The 16,636-nt window shown below is 52.4% G+C and carries 19 protein-coding genes; 8 read left to right on the forward strand and 11 right to left on the reverse strand.

What is annotated here, in order from left to right:
- Positions 1–56: 56 nt before the first annotated feature.
- On the forward strand, positions 57–596 hold the full coding sequence (locus tag ACZ520_RS06960) for a DUF2127 domain-containing protein (protein WP_416481080.1): 540 nt from the start codon (positions 57–59) through the stop codon (positions 594–596).
- Positions 597–687: 91 nt separating this feature from the next.
- Positions 688–1,032, forward strand: coding sequence for a hypothetical protein (locus ACZ520_RS06965; protein WP_374032600.1), 345 nt, complete (start codon positions 688–690; stop codon positions 1,030–1,032).
- A 3-nt stretch (positions 1,033–1,035) separates the two neighbouring features.
- Here the strand turns inward: ACZ520_RS06965 and ACZ520_RS06970 are convergent, their stop codons facing one another.
- From ACZ520_RS06970 to ACZ520_RS06980, 3 genes are all read right to left on the reverse strand, one after another.
- Complete coding sequence (locus tag ACZ520_RS06970; protein WP_374032601.1) at positions 1,036–1,653, reverse strand: hypothetical protein; 618 nt, start codon at positions 1,651–1,653, stop codon at positions 1,036–1,038.
- Positions 1,654–1,816: 163 nt separating this feature from the next.
- Complete coding sequence (locus ACZ520_RS06975) at positions 1,817–3,877, reverse strand: M1 family metallopeptidase (protein WP_464127828.1); 2,061 nt, start codon at positions 3,875–3,877, stop codon at positions 1,817–1,819.
- Positions 3,878–3,927: 50 nt separating this feature from the next.
- Positions 3,928–4,650: a pseudouridine synthase gene (locus ACZ520_RS06980; protein WP_088565582.1), complete on the reverse strand. Its 723-nt coding sequence runs from the start codon at positions 4,648–4,650 to the stop codon at positions 3,928–3,930.
- Between the two features lie 159 nt (positions 4,651–4,809).
- Between ACZ520_RS06980 and ACZ520_RS06985 the strand changes: the two genes are divergently transcribed.
- The 3 genes from ACZ520_RS06985 (at position 4,810) to ACZ520_RS06995 (ending at position 7,170) form a co-directional block, all read left to right on the forward strand.
- Complete coding sequence (locus ACZ520_RS06985; protein ID WP_088565581.1) at positions 4,810–5,376, forward strand: DsbA family oxidoreductase; 567 nt, start codon at positions 4,810–4,812, stop codon at positions 5,374–5,376.
- An 85-nt stretch (positions 5,377–5,461) separates the two neighbouring features.
- On the forward strand, positions 5,462–6,217 hold the full coding sequence (locus tag ACZ520_RS06990; RefSeq protein WP_088565580.1) for a type 1 glutamine amidotransferase domain-containing protein: 756 nt from the start codon (positions 5,462–5,464) through the stop codon (positions 6,215–6,217).
- Positions 6,214–7,170, forward strand: a complete 957-nt coding sequence (locus ACZ520_RS06995) for a sigma-54 interaction domain-containing protein (protein WP_088565579.1) — start codon at positions 6,214–6,216, stop codon at positions 7,168–7,170. The genes ACZ520_RS06990 and ACZ520_RS06995 overlap by 4 nt, the downstream gene beginning before the upstream one ends.
- Here ACZ520_RS06995 and ACZ520_RS07000 read toward each other — a convergent pair.
- Together ACZ520_RS07000 and ACZ520_RS07005 are read right to left on the reverse strand one after the other, a co-directional pair.
- A complete protein-coding gene (locus ACZ520_RS07000; protein ID WP_374032604.1) occupies positions 7,164–7,730 on the reverse strand; it encodes a hypothetical protein in 567 nt (188 codons plus the stop codon). The genes ACZ520_RS06995 and ACZ520_RS07000 overlap by 7 nt on opposite strands.
- Positions 7,731–7,776: 46 nt before the next feature.
- Positions 7,777–8,007, reverse strand: a complete 231-nt coding sequence (locus tag ACZ520_RS07005) for a glycine zipper domain-containing protein (protein WP_088565577.1) — start codon at positions 8,005–8,007, stop codon at positions 7,777–7,779.
- A gap of 179 nt (positions 8,008–8,186) precedes the next feature.
- On the opposite strand from ACZ520_RS07005, the gene ACZ520_RS07010 reads away from it, so the two are divergent.
- On the forward strand, positions 8,187–9,176 hold the full coding sequence (locus tag ACZ520_RS07010) for a Ppx/GppA phosphatase family protein (protein ID WP_464127829.1): 990 nt from the start codon (positions 8,187–8,189) through the stop codon (positions 9,174–9,176).
- Here ACZ520_RS07010 and ACZ520_RS07015 read toward each other — a convergent pair.
- Positions 9,160–10,290 (reverse strand): baeRF3 domain-containing protein, encoded by a 1,131-nt coding sequence (locus ACZ520_RS07015; RefSeq protein WP_374032606.1) that lies wholly within the window; start codon positions 10,288–10,290, stop codon positions 9,160–9,162. The genes ACZ520_RS07010 and ACZ520_RS07015 overlap by 17 nt on opposite strands.
- A gap of 165 nt (positions 10,291–10,455) precedes the next feature.
- Between ACZ520_RS07015 and ACZ520_RS07020 the strand changes: the two genes are divergently transcribed.
- On the forward strand, positions 10,456–10,914 hold the full coding sequence (locus tag ACZ520_RS07020; RefSeq protein WP_088565574.1) for a host attachment protein: 459 nt from the start codon (positions 10,456–10,458) through the stop codon (positions 10,912–10,914).
- Positions 10,904–11,029: a hypothetical protein gene (locus tag ACZ520_RS07025; protein WP_269768113.1), complete on the forward strand. Its 126-nt coding sequence runs from the start codon at positions 10,904–10,906 to the stop codon at positions 11,027–11,029. The genes ACZ520_RS07020 and ACZ520_RS07025 overlap by 11 nt, the downstream gene beginning before the upstream one ends.
- Here the strand turns inward: ACZ520_RS07025 and ACZ520_RS07030 are convergent.
- The 5 genes from ACZ520_RS07030 to ACZ520_RS07050 all read right to left on the reverse strand — a co-directional run bounded on the left by ACZ520_RS07030 (position 11,026) and on the right by ACZ520_RS07050 (position 16,624).
- Positions 11,026–12,789, reverse strand: a complete 1,764-nt coding sequence (locus tag ACZ520_RS07030; protein WP_464127830.1) for an ABC transporter ATP-binding protein — start codon at positions 12,787–12,789, stop codon at positions 11,026–11,028. The genes ACZ520_RS07025 and ACZ520_RS07030 overlap by 4 nt on opposite strands.
- A 91-nt stretch (positions 12,790–12,880) precedes the next feature.
- Positions 12,881–13,504, reverse strand: a complete 624-nt coding sequence (gene udk, locus ACZ520_RS07035; RefSeq protein WP_088565572.1) for a uridine kinase — start codon at positions 13,502–13,504, stop codon at positions 12,881–12,883.
- 5 nt (positions 13,505–13,509) lie between these two features.
- Complete coding sequence (upp, locus tag ACZ520_RS07040; RefSeq protein ID WP_088565571.1) at positions 13,510–14,142, reverse strand: uracil phosphoribosyltransferase; 633 nt, start codon at positions 14,140–14,142, stop codon at positions 13,510–13,512.
- A 24-nt stretch (positions 14,143–14,166) separates the two neighbouring features.
- Positions 14,167–15,384 carry a URC4/urg3 family protein gene (locus ACZ520_RS07045; protein WP_464127831.1) on the reverse strand — a complete coding sequence of 406 codons (1,218 nt, stop codon included), beginning with the start codon at positions 15,382–15,384 and terminating at the stop codon, positions 14,167–14,169.
- Positions 15,377–16,624 carry a GTP cyclohydrolase II gene (locus tag ACZ520_RS07050; protein WP_088565569.1) on the reverse strand — a complete coding sequence of 416 codons (1,248 nt, stop codon included), beginning with the start codon at positions 16,622–16,624 and terminating at the stop codon, positions 15,377–15,379. The genes ACZ520_RS07045 and ACZ520_RS07050 overlap by 8 nt, the downstream gene beginning before the upstream one ends.
- Between the last annotated feature and the right edge of the window lie 12 nt (positions 16,625–16,636).

Consider the following 16,636-nt stretch of genomic DNA (forward strand, 5'->3'; position numbering starts at 1 on the left):
TATCGGAAAAATCTGACAAAGACATGATGTTCCCAGAGATTACCGGAGCTTCATCTGTGTCTTCGCAGTCGCTGTATCAAAATGAGACAAAATCAGGGCATAATGGTCCTGCTTTTGGAGGATTCGTGAGTCAGAATCGGGGGCTCAGGGCCATTGCGGTATTCGAGGGAGCCAAGGGCCTTTTCGTTTTGCTGGTGGGCTTTGAACTTTTGCATTTATTGGGAACCGACGTTCAGGAATCAAGTTCGCAGATTGTGCATCATCTGGGACTGGATCACGGCGCATTGGCCGGAGTATTTCGGCGGTTGCTCGACAATATCAACGACTCCAGCGTTTTGATGATGGCCGGTGTGGCTTTATTGTATGCATTGCTGCGGCTGATTGAAGCCGTGGGGTTGTGGTTTGCCAAGGCCTGGGCAGAATGGCTGGCGATTCTTTCTGGCAGCCTTTATGTGCCCATTGAAATGTACAAACTGATTCAGCACCCCACATGGATTCGGATCGCAATCACGCTGGGGAATTTGGCCTTGGTCTATTACCTCATCCGGGTTCGGGGAGGGCGCCGCTCTAATTTGTCACCCCCGCAGCCTTTTTAACAGGGGTGGCGGCTTTATAAGTAAATTAAACCACTTTGCGCGGGCAAGGGCCTTGCAACAAAGGGTGGGTGCTTAATTATTTGGAGGCTTTATGAAAAAGTGGATCTTGTTTTCTTTGATGTCAGTCGTTGCGTCTTCGGCTTTGGCTGATGGAACGATCACCTGCAAAGGGTTTGATGCTGACAAGAACAAGGCCGAGGATGTGCTGATGATTGAGGCCGATATGGCGATTCTGCTGACGGCATCCAACAATGAGGGCTTCCTGTCTCCGCGCTGGCAAAACGGTCAGGTGAAAGATTATGCCAATGATCTTTATGTGGTTACCGTGGATCGTCAGGCCAACACCATCACAACTGATGACCTTCGCAGTGGCGCAAAGAAAGTTCATACAGATGCCAAGTGCCGTTATAACGGTGAGCCTGACGAAGGTTATTAGTTTCTAATCAATCACCAGACTGAAGTAACCCGGCCCCAGATCCGAATGATCCACCGTTGCTGTGATGGTGGCATTCGGATTTGTCGTTGTATAGACGTCTGTGGTCACGCCGTTGATCACGGCATAGATGTAGTAAACGTCATCAATGAAAAGCTCCTGAGTTTCAAAGCTGTTGTTGACCACGACATTCTGAACCGGCCGGCCGTCTTTGGAGATGGTGAAAACGACCGGGCTGAGGCACGTTTTTTCGAAGATCAAAGCGTTCGGTTTTGAAGTGGGGATTTCCACGACATTAAACTCATAGGTGCCTTGAGATGGATTCTGAACGACCTGCGCCAGGAATCCCATCGGGCCGGTCACGGCCAACGGCGCCGAGGTGTAGGTGTTGCCGTTGATAAAGGCAGAGGCCGTCACTTCATAGGTGCTGTCGGTGGGAATCAGCATTTGCGCGTCGGGTGCGATGCCTGGCAGACGGGCAATGACCATGTCGCCTTTTTTAATCACATATTGCGCGATGTAAGGTGTTTGGTTGCGAACGGTCATGTTGGCATGTCCGAACAGTGGCAGCAGAATCACAGCGGCGATCAGTTTCAATTTCAAAGTCATAGTGGATCTTTTCATAAGTCCTCCGGGTTTCGGTGTTTGTTATGACTCTTTATAAAGCACCGAGTGTGCCGGGGCTGAAGGCTGTTCAGATCCAATTTAAAAGACTTGGTGCACTCTGTGCCGGGAATCCGGCAGGTCGAGCTGCCGGGGGCCTGGCGACTGCCGAAAGGGCGGCAGTCTAGAGCGCGCGCTGCAGAGGACTTGCAAGAACTGGCCAGGTGGACTTGTGGATTACGGGACGGCCTTTAAAGACCAACACACCAAAGGTGCCATAGTGGGTCAGGCGGGACGCCCACTCGGCAGCATTATTATCAGGACTCCAGCGCACCCACACCACAGTTTGCTGTGCATGGTTTTTCAGGCGCGCTACCAGTACCGTGCTGACTTCATTCAGGGAATATTTCTGGCCTTCAATGGTCATGGTATCGGTCGTGATTTGCAGGTTTTGTTCTGCCAACTGGGTCTTCATGAAATTCACGAAGTTTTGCTGATCACCGACAAAGACCATGGCCCCTTGTGCCGGAACATCCAATGGTTCCTCACTGAAGTGCAGAACGTCGCTGCCTTCTGTTTTCTGTGACCACACTTCGACGAACTGCTTGGCCGTGACATCTGCCGGGTCAAAATAATAGTGAATCTCAGAGGCGCCCAGCACGCTGGACAAAGTCGCCGGGCGTTCTTCCGTGTAAAGACGGCGGAACAAGCGGAAGTCAGGGTCCACGGAAACCTTCACCGGCCGGGACGGAGAGGTCAAAGAATAAAACTGGGACTTGTCAGAAAGGCGCGCCATCTGGCGGATTTCTGCGCCGGATTCCAGTGTCCAGATCACGGGAATGTTCAGATCATACAGCTCGGCCTGCTTTTGGCTGAGCACATAGGTGGTGCTGGTCGAGCCATCATGCCACTTCATGATACGCACATCACCCAGTTCAATTTCCGGCGCCCCTTTGCGATCCAGCCACTGGCTGAAGAACGTTTCCAGATTCTGGTTGGTCACAGCTTCAAAGCTGTTTTGGATTTCCGTGAAGGACGCTTTTTTGAATAAATTGCGGGTATAGAAATCCTGCAGGGCCTTGTTGAAGGTCTCTTTGCCAAAGCGGAACTCCAGCATATGGAACAGCATCATCGACTTGCCATAACCCACGGCTTGCGAACTGGAGTTATGACGGCCGCGGAACTGACGAAGCGGGAAGTCCTTTTCCGGACTGCTCGCAACAAAGTCCATATAGTTCAACAGGGTGTTCATACGATAGGTACGTTCACTGCCGGCCTTTTCCTGCTGCCAGTAATCGGCCATATAGGTGGTCAAACCTTCGCACCAGTTGCCTTTTTCATAGTCCACATAGACACTGTTGCCCCACCAGTTGTGCAGCACTTCGTGCGGCAGGGACGAGTTCAAAATAAATGGCAGGCGCAGGACCGTCGGCCCCAACAGGGTGAAGCTCGGCATGCCGTAACCGGTCTCCCAGAAGTTTTCCACCACACTGAAAGACGAATACGGATACGGGGCAATGATCTGTGAATAGTGCTTGATGTACTCAGGCACCAGAGTCAAAAAACTTTGGGCCAAGGCAGGATCATCCCGGCGCAGAAGAACCTGCACCTTTTTCCCGGACGGAGTATCCACCTGATAACTTTTGAATGGACCCGCTACGAGATAGATTTCCTCCTGCGGATAGATCTCGACAAAGCGGGACGTGCGGATCGAGCCTTCCACCACGGTGCTGGCAATTTGCCCTTGCACCAAAGACATCCAGTCCCCCGGCGTTTGCACGGTGACTTCAAAGCTGTTCTGGGATCCCAGGAAGAACGGATACCAATAGGTGCTGCCAAACAGGGTGGCACCTTCCGGAGCAATCAAACCGTTGCTGTTGTCATTCAGAACCGGATCAAAGATCACCCCGAAGTACTGCACGCTGACCTTGTTGTCGATGTTCCCCAACGTCAGACCGTATTCGGCATAGGGTTCTTTTTGTGTCGCCGGGTGCAGCAGAACAACGGAATCATCACTGCTGGTCACAGAGACTTGCAGATCCTTGTGCAGCAGAAAGCTGATTTTGCGGGGAGAGTCCTTTGGAAAAGTCAGGGTGTCCTGGGCCTTGATCATTTTCAGGCCCGGATAAAGCTCGACATTCAGTTTGTGATGCAAAGTCTGGCCGTGGGACTGCATGGAAACGAGCAAAATGAACAGCAGACCGACTACGATCAACAACTTGTTAAGCGCTTGCGCTTTGGACATGATTTACCTCTGAAAACGGGGTCTGTATTTACGCCCGTCCCCAGGTAACGTCAAAGGGATTTCAGCTTGCTCTCTGGCGGAAGTGCAGGATCAAACAGAAGTTGAATTTTCTTCCATTTCTCGCAGTGCGGGGCCTCGATAGAGACTTTTTCGCCACTCCATGGGTGGGTGAACTCCAGGCGCAGGGCTTTTAGGCACAACCCCTCGATTTCCAAGTGGTTTCTGAAGAAACGGTTGTGGTGGGAATCCCCGTGAACGGCGTCCCCCAGCAATGGGTGGGAGATGCGGTTGAAGTGACGGCGGATCTGGTGGTATCGACCGGTGTGTGGGGTGACCTCCACCCAGGAATAGCGGGCCGTGGGAAACTTTTTACCGACGGCCACCGGGAACTCCACGGTCGCCAGGCGTTTAAAGCTGGTATGAGCATCCACCAGGTCCCCGGTGGAATCAAGTTCCAAGGGCAATTGCACGTCGCCTTCTTCCTTCACATAGCCACGCACCACGGCCTGATAGGTCTTATGGGTGGCGCGTTCGGTGAATAAACGGCACAGCTTGCTGGCGGACTCAGAAGAAAGAGCAAACAGCAGCACCCCGCTGGTTCCCGCATCCAGACGGTGAACCGGATACACGTGCTGTTTCATCATACGACGGGCATGGTAAAGGCAGATCTTGTCACGGGAAACACGGTGTTGGACATTTTCGTGGGGATGCACGTGAAAACCCGATGGTTTGTTCACGGCAATAAAGTGTTCATCTTTGTACAGCAACTCCACGAAGGTCCTTTTTCGATTTTTCTGTGTTTTATCGGGACTAGAAATAGTTATTGTTGGCGGTCTTGTCAAAATAAACGTCGTCAAGGCAGGGACCTTTGAAGCTTTTGGGTGGACTTGACGTCACAGTCCACTGATCTAGACTTGGGCGGGAGGCCCGGCGTGAGACATAAAGCGATTCTGTACAGTGATTTCAATTGTCCGTTTTGTTACGCCCTTGAAGAACGGCTGGTGGCGCAGCACTTGGCCGGTTTTATCCAGTGGCGGGGTGTGCAGCATGCTCCCGAATTGCCGGTTCCGATGCAAATGGCGAATCTGGGGTTTTCTCAAAGTATCGAGCGGGAAGTTGTGACGGTGAAGGAACTGATGCCGGAAATCGACATTGCGTTTCCGATTGGAAAGCCCAATACATTGAAGGCCATTCAGTATTCCATCGCAGCCTCCCGGCAGGATCCGTTGCTGGGAATGGTTTTCAGACACACTCTGGCCCGGGAATTTTGGGTGAACGGCGAAGACATCTCCGATGAAAGTGTTATCAGATCTGTGGCTCATCAGTTTCAGTTTGATTCTGTGAGGGTCGACAGTGCCGCCGCATCCGAAGCCGACCGCTGGCAAAGAGAATGGCAGCATCTGGGCACAGGCTCTGTACCCACATTGGTCCGGGATGATGGTGAAGTGTTGCTGGGCTTGCAACCAGTGGAAGTGCTGAAAACCTTTTTCGGTGAATGACTGTTGATTTGCATTTGTGCCGGCATAGCTTTGAGTTCGCAAGCCCGCTTTGAGAAGATAGGTGTATTGCGAAGGAGGAACGGCCATGAAAAGCCACAAAGTGCTTTTTGTTCTGACCAGCACCGATCAGCTTGGCGACACCGGCCATCACACGGGCGCTTATCTTTCTGAAATAACCCATCCCTATGATGAATTTGTGCGTGCGGGATATGACGTGGATATGATCAGTCCCCTGGGAGGCAAAGTGCCCCTGGACGGTGTGAAGATGGACGATCCTCTGAATGCCACCTGGATGAATGATGAAGAGTTTCTTTCCAAGGTGGAAGGCACGATAAAACCCTGGCAGGTTTCCAGTCGTGACTACTGCGCGATTTTTTTTGCCGGGGGGCACGGGACGATGTTTGATTTTCCCGAAAATCTGCAGTTGCAAAAACTGACAGCGGAAATTTATGAAAACAATGGAGTGGTCGGAGCCGTTTGCCACGGGCCTGCGGCGCTGGTGAACGTGCGTCTGTCTGACGGGCAGTATCTGGTGAAGGGCCACGAGATTTCCAGTTTCACCAATGAAGAGGAAGAATTCGTCGGCATGGAGAAGTCGGTGCCATTTTTACTGCAGACACGTTTGCAGGAGCGGGGCGCACATCACACATCCTCCCCGAAGTTTGCCGGGCACGTCGTGAAGAGTGGTCGCCTGGTGACCGGTCAAAATCCCGCCTCGGCCGCGGGAGTGGGCAAAGCCATGGTCGAAGTGCTTGAGTTCATCGAGGAAGGGCGCATCGTGCCGGAACAAAACTGGTGTGAATGGCACGAGCCCCGCCAGGACCACCGAGGTGTTTTGTGACGGCGGATTCGCGCATCATCGCAAAAAGCCCCCGTTTTTTGGAGGTGCTGGATCTGGCGCGTCTGGTGGCGGCCAGTTCTGCCAATGTTCTGATCACCGGGGAAAGTGGCACGGGCAAGGAGGTTATTGCCCGGCTTATTCATGATCAGAGTGCAAGACAGCGGAAAACCTTTGTGCCGATCAACTGTTCCGCCATTCCGGAACCTCTTTTGGAGTCGGAGCTTTTTGGTTATGCGCGCGGCGCTTTCACCGGCGCGATGAACGCCCGTCAGGGGTTGTTTGAGGAAGCAGACGGCGGCACTTTGTTTTTGGACGAAATCGGGGACTTGGATCTGCATCTGCAGGCGAAGCTTCTGCGTGTGCTGCAGGAAAAGAAAGTCAAAAGAGTCGGGGAAAACCATTATCGCCCGTTGAATCTGCGTATCGTGGCGGCCACTCACAACGACCTGGAAGGCGATGTGCAGGACAAACGCTTTCGCGAGGATCTGTATTTTCGCCTGAAAGTGGTGTCGATAAAGATTCCGCCACTGCGTGAGCGCGTCGAGGACATTTTGCCCCTGGCTCACTATTTCCTGGATAAGTTCACGCGGCGTTATCAGATGCCCGAAAAGAAATGGGGCCGGGACGTCGAAGATTTTTTGCTGACCCGTCCGTGGATGGGAAATGTGCGGGAACTTGAAAACACGATTGAGCGGGCCGTGGTCTTAAGCCCGGCCGGCACCATCTCGCTGAAAGTTCTGCAGGATGATCTTCAGGTCCGGGAGTGCAGTCTGGATCAGATTTTCGAAAAGCTCCATCAGACCCAGGGGCGTTTTCTGTCCCTGGATGAATTGAACAAAGCTTACATCGAATATGTTTTGAAAACGAACCGGGGAGCCCGTGAAAAAAGCTCCCGCGATCTGGGAATAGACCGAAAAACGCTGTACCGGAAAACTCACGCGCCTCTTCAATGAAGATTTGCGGAAGGGCGTTCGGCTTCGGCGCGGGCGCGGTGCAGTTCGCCTTCGGTGCTGGATTCCGGGGCCGGAGACGGACTGCTGGTGCGCTGGGCACGGCGAAGTTCACGTTCGCGAACAAAGTCCATCACCAGGGCCGACAGAGCGGCTTCCAGTGAACCGGCATGAAGCTCTTGCTGACGTTTGAATTCGGTCTCTGCGGCTTCACGGCGTCGATCCGCGGCGCGCACACCGGGCCAGGCAAAGAAGTAGACATAGCTTAATCCGCCGACAGCCGCAGCGGTCAGGCACAGACTTGTGATCAAGGTTGAATTCCAGAACACGTAGCCGGTCGTGTCGTACTGACTGGTGGCTTCAGTGATGAACATAAAGACGCCGCCACAGACAAAGGCGATGGCCCCAAGGCCGGTCATTGACAAAAAGACCGCCGTCCGACTGCGGATGGTGATGGCGTCATAAATTTCCAGGGCGCTGTCCTTCAGACTGCGACGAGGTCTATGGCTGCCTTTTCCACCCAAACCCATGATGAAAGGAAGTATAAATCCTAACCACTTCATAGCATTCTCCTGGCTGAACAAAAGGCCCCTTGCGGGGCCTTTCCGATTAGTGTTTACGGTTGATAAGGGCTCCGGCCACAAAGCCTACTGCGGCGGCTCCGAGGATGGCATAGAAAGGATGGGCTTTCACAAGGTCCTCGGAAGCCTCGACTCCTTCTTTCACTTTTGATTCAACGGCATGATAGCGGTCGCTCCATGCGCTTTTTTCAAGCTCCTGAGCCACGTTTTCTTTGATGTCGCCCATTTTCTTTCTGAATTCGCCTGTAGTAGCTTCCATGGCATTTCTCCTTTTCTCATGGTTAATAGTACGAGCAATGCAACTCAAAGTAAGACGGTAGCAGCATTGGTGCCAGCCTCAGCTTCAACGAGACAGCAGTACACTTATTTTTAGAGGCAAATAGTCCCCGCTGGACTGGAAACTTGCCCCGCACCCGGTCTTTGCGTTAGCATGACGGCATGATTAAAACCTTCGTACTTGTTTCTGTCTTTTCCGCAATCGCGTATGCGAATCCCTGTCATGAAAATCGCGCGGCGCTGGATCTGGGATCCGGCACCACCAAAGCCTATGTGGCCACGGTTGACACCTGTGAAAAGAAAATCGTGAATGTGTTGTTCGAGGAACGTTTGCCTCTGGCTTTCAACGAAGCACTGGAAAAATCTCCGGCCAGGGAAATACCGGATGCCACGGTTCAGGAATACACTCCGCGCATTGAACTGCTGCTGCAAAAAGTGAAAACCTACAACGTCAAACGCATCAACGCGGTGGCGACCTCTGTTTTTCGGGTGGCGAAAAACGGGCAGGCGGTGGCCAAGGGCATTTCAAAAAAACTTGATATCCCCATTGAGGTCATCAGCCAGGAACAGGAAGCGGAACTGGGTTACTGGTCGGCACTGGCGCAACGAGGCATCACCAACACCGACAATCTGATTGTCTGGGATATTGGCGGGGGTTCCATGCAGATGTATTCCCGGGAAAAAGGAAAGGTGCATATCTTTGAAGGGAATCTGGCGTCGGTCACCTTTAAAAACCAGATTCTGCAGGTGCTGCAGTTTAAGGACCCTAAAAAAGAATCTTCGCCGAATCCTTTTGCCCGGCAGCGCGAGGCTGCTTTGCAGTTGGCCAAGAATCATGCGTATCTGAATGTGCCGGCGTATTTCAAAGCCAAGGCGCCGACGGCCCGCTGGGTCGGTGTGGGGGGCGTGATCTCGATGTCCGTACAAAAACAGGTGCAGGCGGGAGGATCTGAGTTCACACAAAGTGCGCTGGAAGAAACCCTGAAAGTGCGTTCTCAGTTAAAGGATTCAGAAATTCAAAGTGAATACCGTATTTCAGATGTTTCCAATCTGGCGCTGGTACTGGGTTACATGAAGGCGCTGAAAATTGAAAAAGTCGAAACAGCCCAGGCCTCGTTGGGCCAGGGCCTGATCTTTAAGAATTTAAAATAGCTGCGGCCGGGGATCTGCTGGGCATATCCTCTTTGGACAGCACCACGACCTCGCCGCCGTGGCGGATCACCTCGCAGGCGATATCATCCAGAATGTCGTCATCCTTGGCATTGGTTTGTTTTTCGTGGAAGGTGATCTGGCCGCTCTTGCGGTGCAATTCGCCCCAGATTTCGCTGTTGTTTTGTAAGAACAGCGTGCGCACGTTGCCATTGATGGCGGCCCGGCTGATCTTCACCAGATCATCGATGACCTTCTTTTGATGATTCATCTTTTCCAGCTCATAGGCGGACAGATTGCGCTGCTGGGCCAGTTCCTTTTTGACATGCACCTGCGCCTGATGGATCAGGGATTCCATGCGGGGGGTGGTCTTGGAAGGGTCCATTTTAAAGAACACCGCACTGGGGTGCAGGGTGACTTCTTTATAGGTGTGAAACAGATTTTCGCCGGCAAATACAAACAGCGGAACTTGTTTGTATCCCGGCTCTCGGCTGATCTTGGCTTCAATCCATCGCAGAAATAATTTTACGCCGGATTTCTTTTTGCACTGATTGTCGTCCAGGCCGCGCCCGCGCATATGACTTTTCAGATGTGGGATCTGGGACGTTTCGGTTTCATCCAGATGTTTCCAGTGAATGCTGTTGCTGTGCTGTCCCTGATGAAACAGGAAGTTGTGAATTTCCGTGCCACTGCCGCCGTCACAGTGAAGCAGCACCGCCTCTTGCGGAGTCAGCGTCAGGATGTGATAGCTGCTTTCACCTTGCAGGTCCTCCAGCAGCGGTTTCAGGTGAAAGCTTTCGGCCACCACCACTTTGGACGGGACCGTGTGAGCTGCCATGTAGAAACCCTTCCAGTGTTTGTTCACAAAGATGGCCATACCAAAATCAGAGCGCTGCAGATGTTCTGCCGGATTGAAAGAATACAGTGAATCCAGCAGGTCTTTCTTTTCACCATTTTTTGCATCCAACGACAACAAATGAGCCGCTCGTCGTACCAGGGTCTCGTACTCTAAAAGCAGAGTCTTATCAGGCATGCCCGGGATGTAAATCGAAATACACGGACCTTCATTCACAGAGGTCAGCATCAATAAATCATCGTGGGTGAGTTTTTCTAGCATGGGGAACTCCTGAGACGGGTGGGGAATCTCTCTATAATCCGATTTTTTGCGGGTGAACTCAAAGTGTCTTGTGACAGTCCAGTGTGAGGGGTCAGCTTGTGGCGTAGCGGTTGCAGCCGTTATAGTGAAAGGAGAATCCTCAACTTCCAAGAAAAGAGGACAGTCATGAAAACATGGATTGTAGTCGTCAATCGAGTTGAAGCAAAAGTTTTTGAAAGTGACGGTAAAGGACATAAAGGGGATGTGAAGTTCATCGAGAAACTTGAAAATCCCCGGGGACGCCTGAAATCCCAGGACATCAACGCTGATAAACCCGGATTTTCTCCAGGTGTGGCCGGTCACGGGGGCACCAAAGAAAAAGCCCAGTCACCAACAGACCGTGTGTCGCAGATGTTTGCCAAAAGGGTTTCCGAGTATCTGGAAGAAGCCCGTCATGCCAATTCATTTGACGAAGTCGTGCTGATCGCAGCACCGCAGTTTTTGGGTCGCTTGCGCGGTATGTTCAGTGGACCATTGAGAGACACCGTTTCCATGGAAATTCCAAAGGATCTGGGCCCGGCTGTCACCGGACCGGATTTGCGCGACAGATTGTGGCCGGCGCCTGAGGTGCGGTATGAACTCTGACTTTAAAAAGCCCCTGCAAAATCAGCGCGGTAAACTGGGATGGATCTTCCTGTGGCTGATCGGCATCCCGGTTCCCATTCTGCTGATTCTTTTTCTGATCCGGGGCTGCACTTAAAGGGGGGCATTCCAAAGCTGGAAGTACATTTTGCGGCTTTGCAAGAGCTCCTGATGAGTGCCGCTTTCCACCACGCCACCCTGGGCGACAACATAGATATTGTCAGCCTGAGTGACGGTGGACAGGCGGTGCGCGATCACGATGGTCGTTCGTCCCTTTGTGGCCTCTGCCAGCGAAGCCTGAATAACCGCCTCAGTTTCATTGTCCACGGCCGAAGTGGCTTCATCCAAAATCAGAACTGGCGGATTTTTCAAGATCACACGGGCAATGGAAATACGCTGGCGCTGACCGCCGGACAGTTTTTGCCCGCGCTCGCCAATCACGGTATCCAGACCTTCCGGAAGCTTTTCAATAAACTCCATAGCGTGGGCTTTTTGGGCAGCGGCAAGAACGGCTTCTCGCGAGGCCCCCGGGCTGCCATAGGCGATGTTGTCATAAATGGTTCCATGGAACAGGAACACATCCTGGCTGACCAGGCCGAGCTGGGAGCGCAGATCTTTCGGATCACAGTCGGCGGTGTTTTGACCGCCGAAAAGGATTTTCCCTGCTGACGGCTTATAGAACCCCAAGAGCAGCTTTGTGACTGTGGATTTGCCGGATCCTGTCGGACCCACAATCGCCACGGTTTTTCCTGCTGGCACCTGTATGTTCACGTCTTTTAGTACAGGAACGCCGTTGCTATAGGCGAAATCAAGATGTGAAAACTCGATGCCTTTGCTGTGATCAAATTCACGAGGGGACTTGCTTGATTCAAGATTCACCGGGGTTTTGATCAGATCCAAAACACGGTCCGCGGAAGCCATCGCACGTTCAAACAAATCCACAGTGTCGGCAAGGCCTGTCAGCGGCCATAGCAGACGCTGGGTCAGGAACACCAGCACTCCATAGAACCCCACGTTCAGATCCCCGCGCAGAGCCATCTGTCCGCCCATAACGAAGGTGGCAATAAAGCCCATCAAAACGGCCATACGAATCAGCGGATTGAACGCCGAAGAAACCTTGATCGCTTCTTTGTTGGACTGAAGATAAGTCATACTGTCATTGGCAACTTTTTGGGATTCCAACAACTCTGAGGTAAAGCTGCGAATGGTCGCCATGCCGGAAATGTTGTTCGCCAGACGAGATCCAATCTGACCCGCTTTTTCACGGACATCCAAATACAGGGGGGCCGCGCGTTTCTGGAAATAGAAGGCGCCCCACAAAATCACCGGAATCGGCAGGAAGGCGAAGATGGCAATGCTTGGTGCCAGTACAAAGAACACAGCCCCGATCAAAACCACAGACGTAAAGACCTGAATCAGACTGTTCATGCCGCCGTTGAGGAAGCGCTCCAGTTGATTGATGTCATCGTTCAGGATTGAAACCAGACCGCCGGTGCTGCGATCTTCAAAGAAGGACATGTCCAGTCTTTGCAGATGATCATAGGCTTCCGTGCGGAATTCGTGCTGCAGGGACTGGGCAAGGCCGCGCCATTTTAGCAGCAACAGATATTCAAACAGGGATTCGCACATCCAGATCAGCAAAGTCAGAACCGAAAGAAGAATCAACTGATGTCCCGGGTCTTCCACACCCCATTTGGCCAGGAAGGATTTTTCCTGGTTGGCGACGACATCAATCGCGATACCGATTAAAATTTCCGGTGCGATGTCGAAAGCTTTATTCAGGAAAGAAAACAGACTTCCCAAATAGAAGTCACGACGGTGTTTCTTGGTGTAGGAAAAAAGGCGAGAGAACGACGTAAATGATGAAGAGTGTGCCATGGTGAAATGTCTACACCTGTCCGCACTCAGGGTCTATCTCAAAATGCCGCGTTCGCTTTAAGTGAAAGCTGAATGAACGAAAGCCCGGCAATTAACGCACGGGCAGGGTGTTTTGCAGACGTTGTGAAATCCTTGAAAGTACTGCGTGATAATCCCCGCAGTCTGTCACAATAGTTTGGGCGTGTCTTTTGGATGGCTCTACAAACTCGTCATGCATAGGGCGGACCTGAAGTTCAAATTGCTTTTTCACGCCTTCGGGGGTGCGGCCGCGCTCATGGACGTCGCGGTGCAGACGACGCTGAAAACGCAGGTCCTCTGGCGTGTCAAAAAAGACGGCTTCGTCCAGTTCGGCCCGCACTTCCTGCGAATGCAGAATTAAAATGCCATCCACAATGATGACCCGTTTGGGCCGTTCCAGCAGGGTTTCGCTTTTGCGGGAATGGGTGACAAAGTCATATATCGGGACATGCAGAGGCTGGCCCATTTTAAGGGTCTGAAGCCCCCGAGCCAGCAGGGTGAAATCCAAAGCCTGGGGATGATCAAAGTTCACCGAGCCCCCATCACCATCAAAACGTGCAGACTGGTCAATATAGTAGTTGTCCTGATAAAGGATGCTGCAGTTTTCAGATCCCAGCATCTTTTGCAGTTCTTTGGCGAAGTATGTTTTGCCCGAGCCGCTGCCGCCAGCGACTCCGATAATATGGGGACGACTCATAACACCTACTTGGTTTGGAACAGACGGTCTCCGGCATCACCGAGGCCCGGTACCAGATAGCCCATTTCGTTCATCTCATGTTCAATGTTAACGGTATAGACTTCTACATCCGGGTGATAGTGGTGAACTTTGTCCAGACCAGTCTGGCTGGTCAGAATGCTGATGACCTTGATCTGACCTACGCCATAGTTTTTCAGGCGGTCAATGGCGGCAATCATCGTGTCGGCCGTGGCGATCAATGGATCGCACAAAAGCACGTCCTTGCCTTTGATGTCCTGAGGCATTTTGAAATAGTATTCCACGGTGTTTTGAATGAACTTGTCACGATAAATGCCGATGAACCCGGTGCTTGCAAAAGGCAGCATGGACAGGGCGCCATCCAGCATGCCATTTCCTGCGCGCATGATGGAGACCACTACGGGTGCACGCACAATGCGCTGGGCTTCTGTTTTGGCGATCGGGGTTTCAATGGCGATCTTTTCCATGTGCTGCCAGTCGCGCATGGCCTCGTACACCAGAACCTTCGAGATTTCTTTGACGATTTCGCGGAAGTCCTGAGAGTACGTGTTCTTGTCGCGCAGGTAACCCAGCTTGTGACGAAGCAGGGGATGGTCGATGACTTTGACTTTTGAATTCACAAAATTCTCCTTAATAAATAAACCTTAGAAAACCGTGCCGTCGCTTTCAATTTTCAGCGGCGGAGAACTGTCTGCACGCAGGGCTTTTGCGGCCTTGCGACCCGCCCACCAGGTGCCGCCTTCCAGAACTTTGGCCAGCGGGAATTCAGACGGGGATTTATTCAGCTTGCTTTGAACCTGCTGGCCGATTCGATCCAGCAAAGACACGGTCAAACCGCGCCATTCGATGATCAGTTCTGAATCCGGACGATGGCTTTTTTCGGCCAGGCCCGGGTCTTTTAAAGAAATCAGACCGCGATCCAGCAGCAGGCCGCCGTTGCGATATTCCGCGAGGCCGGTCAGTTTTTCGACCTCGATGACTTCAAAGCCTGCTTCCAACAGGGGCTCAATCAAAGAATAGGTCATCCACTGGGACAACTTGTGGAAGGCTGCAAGGCCTCCGGGAACTTTGGAATAGTTCCAGATATCCCCCAGATTGACACCCGCGACTTTCACGCGACCGGGCCAGATTTCACCCAGGCCATCAAGTACCGCGCGCAGCAACTGCGGTCCGGTGATTTTTTTTCCATACCGTAAATGCAGATAGTCCACCAGACTGCCGGGACGGCCTCCCGGGAACAGGTCCTTTTTCTCGCTGATGGTTTTACCCAGATTGCGAAGCAGGGACAGTCGACCCTCGACTCCCACCAAAGGATTTTGGGCACTCACCTGGAAGACCTCGGAAAGCTTTTGAACGGTCAGGTGTTGCAAACCCTTTGCGGTGGCCTGCAAAGGCTTGTCGGCGTCATCAGAAAGCGCGCCTTCCATGAAAAGATAAAAGCTCGCGACGCCCAGGCCTTCAGAGCGGGCAAAATCCTTTTGGGTGCTCTGTTCGTGGAAAGACCAGACATTTCCGGCGCCGGCATCCAGCAGCACGGAAGTGATCACCAGATCCAGCTTGATGCGGGCTTTTTCCAAAGAGTCAAATTTTTGAATCTGCTCCTGCAGGATTTTTACGCGATCAATGCCCCCGGCGCGGAAGTGCCCCCAGCGCGAGTGAAATGGAATTTCCAGGGCCGGATAATTTTGGCGGATGACTTCGATCACATAGTCCACCACCGGTTCGAACTGATCATCATGATAGTGGAAATGCGTCTGACCGGATTTGGTCAGTTCCAGAATTTTTTCCGCACTTTGGCGGATGGCCGAAGGCGACAGCAGAAAATCCAGATCCTGGGCAGAGTAGGTGTGTGAGTTATTCATCGATGGGTCTCCCCAGAACTGTTTCCAGTTCCTTGGCGGTTTTGGTTTCGCCCGGATTGAAATAGCCGGCGGCTTTTTTTGCTTCGATTTCAACCTGCGCATCGGCTGGGATCAGTTCCGCAGGGATAGAAATGCGGTTCACGACTTCGATGCCGCTTTTGACGATGGCGTTGTATTTCATGTTGCTCATCGAGTGCAGGTTGTGGATTTTGGTGATGCCAAAGAAATGCAAAATGTCCGGCATCAGTTCCTGGAATCTGGCATCTTCGACCCCGGCCACACACTCCGTGCGGTGGAAGTAAGTCGATGCGGAATCGCCTCCCACCTGACGTTTTCGGGCATTGTAAACCAGGAACTTGGTGACTTCACCCAAGGCCCGGCCCTCTTTGCGATAGTAGGCGATCAATCCCACGCCACCGCGCTGGGCGGTGCGTGCGGCATCTTCAATGCCGTAGATCAGATAAGGTCGGCAGGTGCAGATGTCTGAACCAAACACGTCCGAGCCATTGCATTCGTCATGCACCCGGCAAGTCAGCTCGACTTTTTCGTTCGACAGATCCTGCGGGTTTCCGAAAATGTAAACGGTGGTGCTGCCAATAGGTGGTAACATCACCTTCAAATCAGGGCGGGTCACCAGTTCCGGGAACATACCGCCGGTTTCCTGGAACAGGATCTTGCGCAAATCGCCTTCGTCGACATTCAGACGTTTGGCAATGCCGGGCAGGTACCACACGGGTTCAAAAGCCACCTTGGTGACTTTGATGTCTTTGCTTTCCAAAATGATTTTTCCGTCAACTTTCAGGCGACCTGCATCGATGGCCTGATGGATTTCAGGAATTTGCAGATGCGCCTGGGTCACTGCGATCGTAGGGCGGATGTCATAGCCCGCTTCATAAAGATCTTTGAAGTGAATTGGAATATCCAAGCCCCAGGGATCGATGGACACGATTTTGTCCGGGTCTGACCAGGACGGGAACGGCCCCATGCGCACCGGACTGTCGGTGTTGTGCAGATCGGGTTTGTGGGTGGTGGAATAAGACCCTTGGGCAATGGAAAGCGCACGATAGACAGCATAGGATCCGCTGTGAGTCCCGATGGCATTTCTTTGTTTTACATCGGTTAAAGAACCAATGACCGGACCGCGCTGCATGGGATTTTTGACACCCCAGTGAATCGGCAGGCTGTCCTTGAACACCTGGCTTGAGTGAGAGGTCAGAATAACGTGGGCTGATCTTTTCATCTTATAAATCCT

It is taken from the genome of Bdellovibrio sp. BIS2 (genome assembly GCF_055398295.1).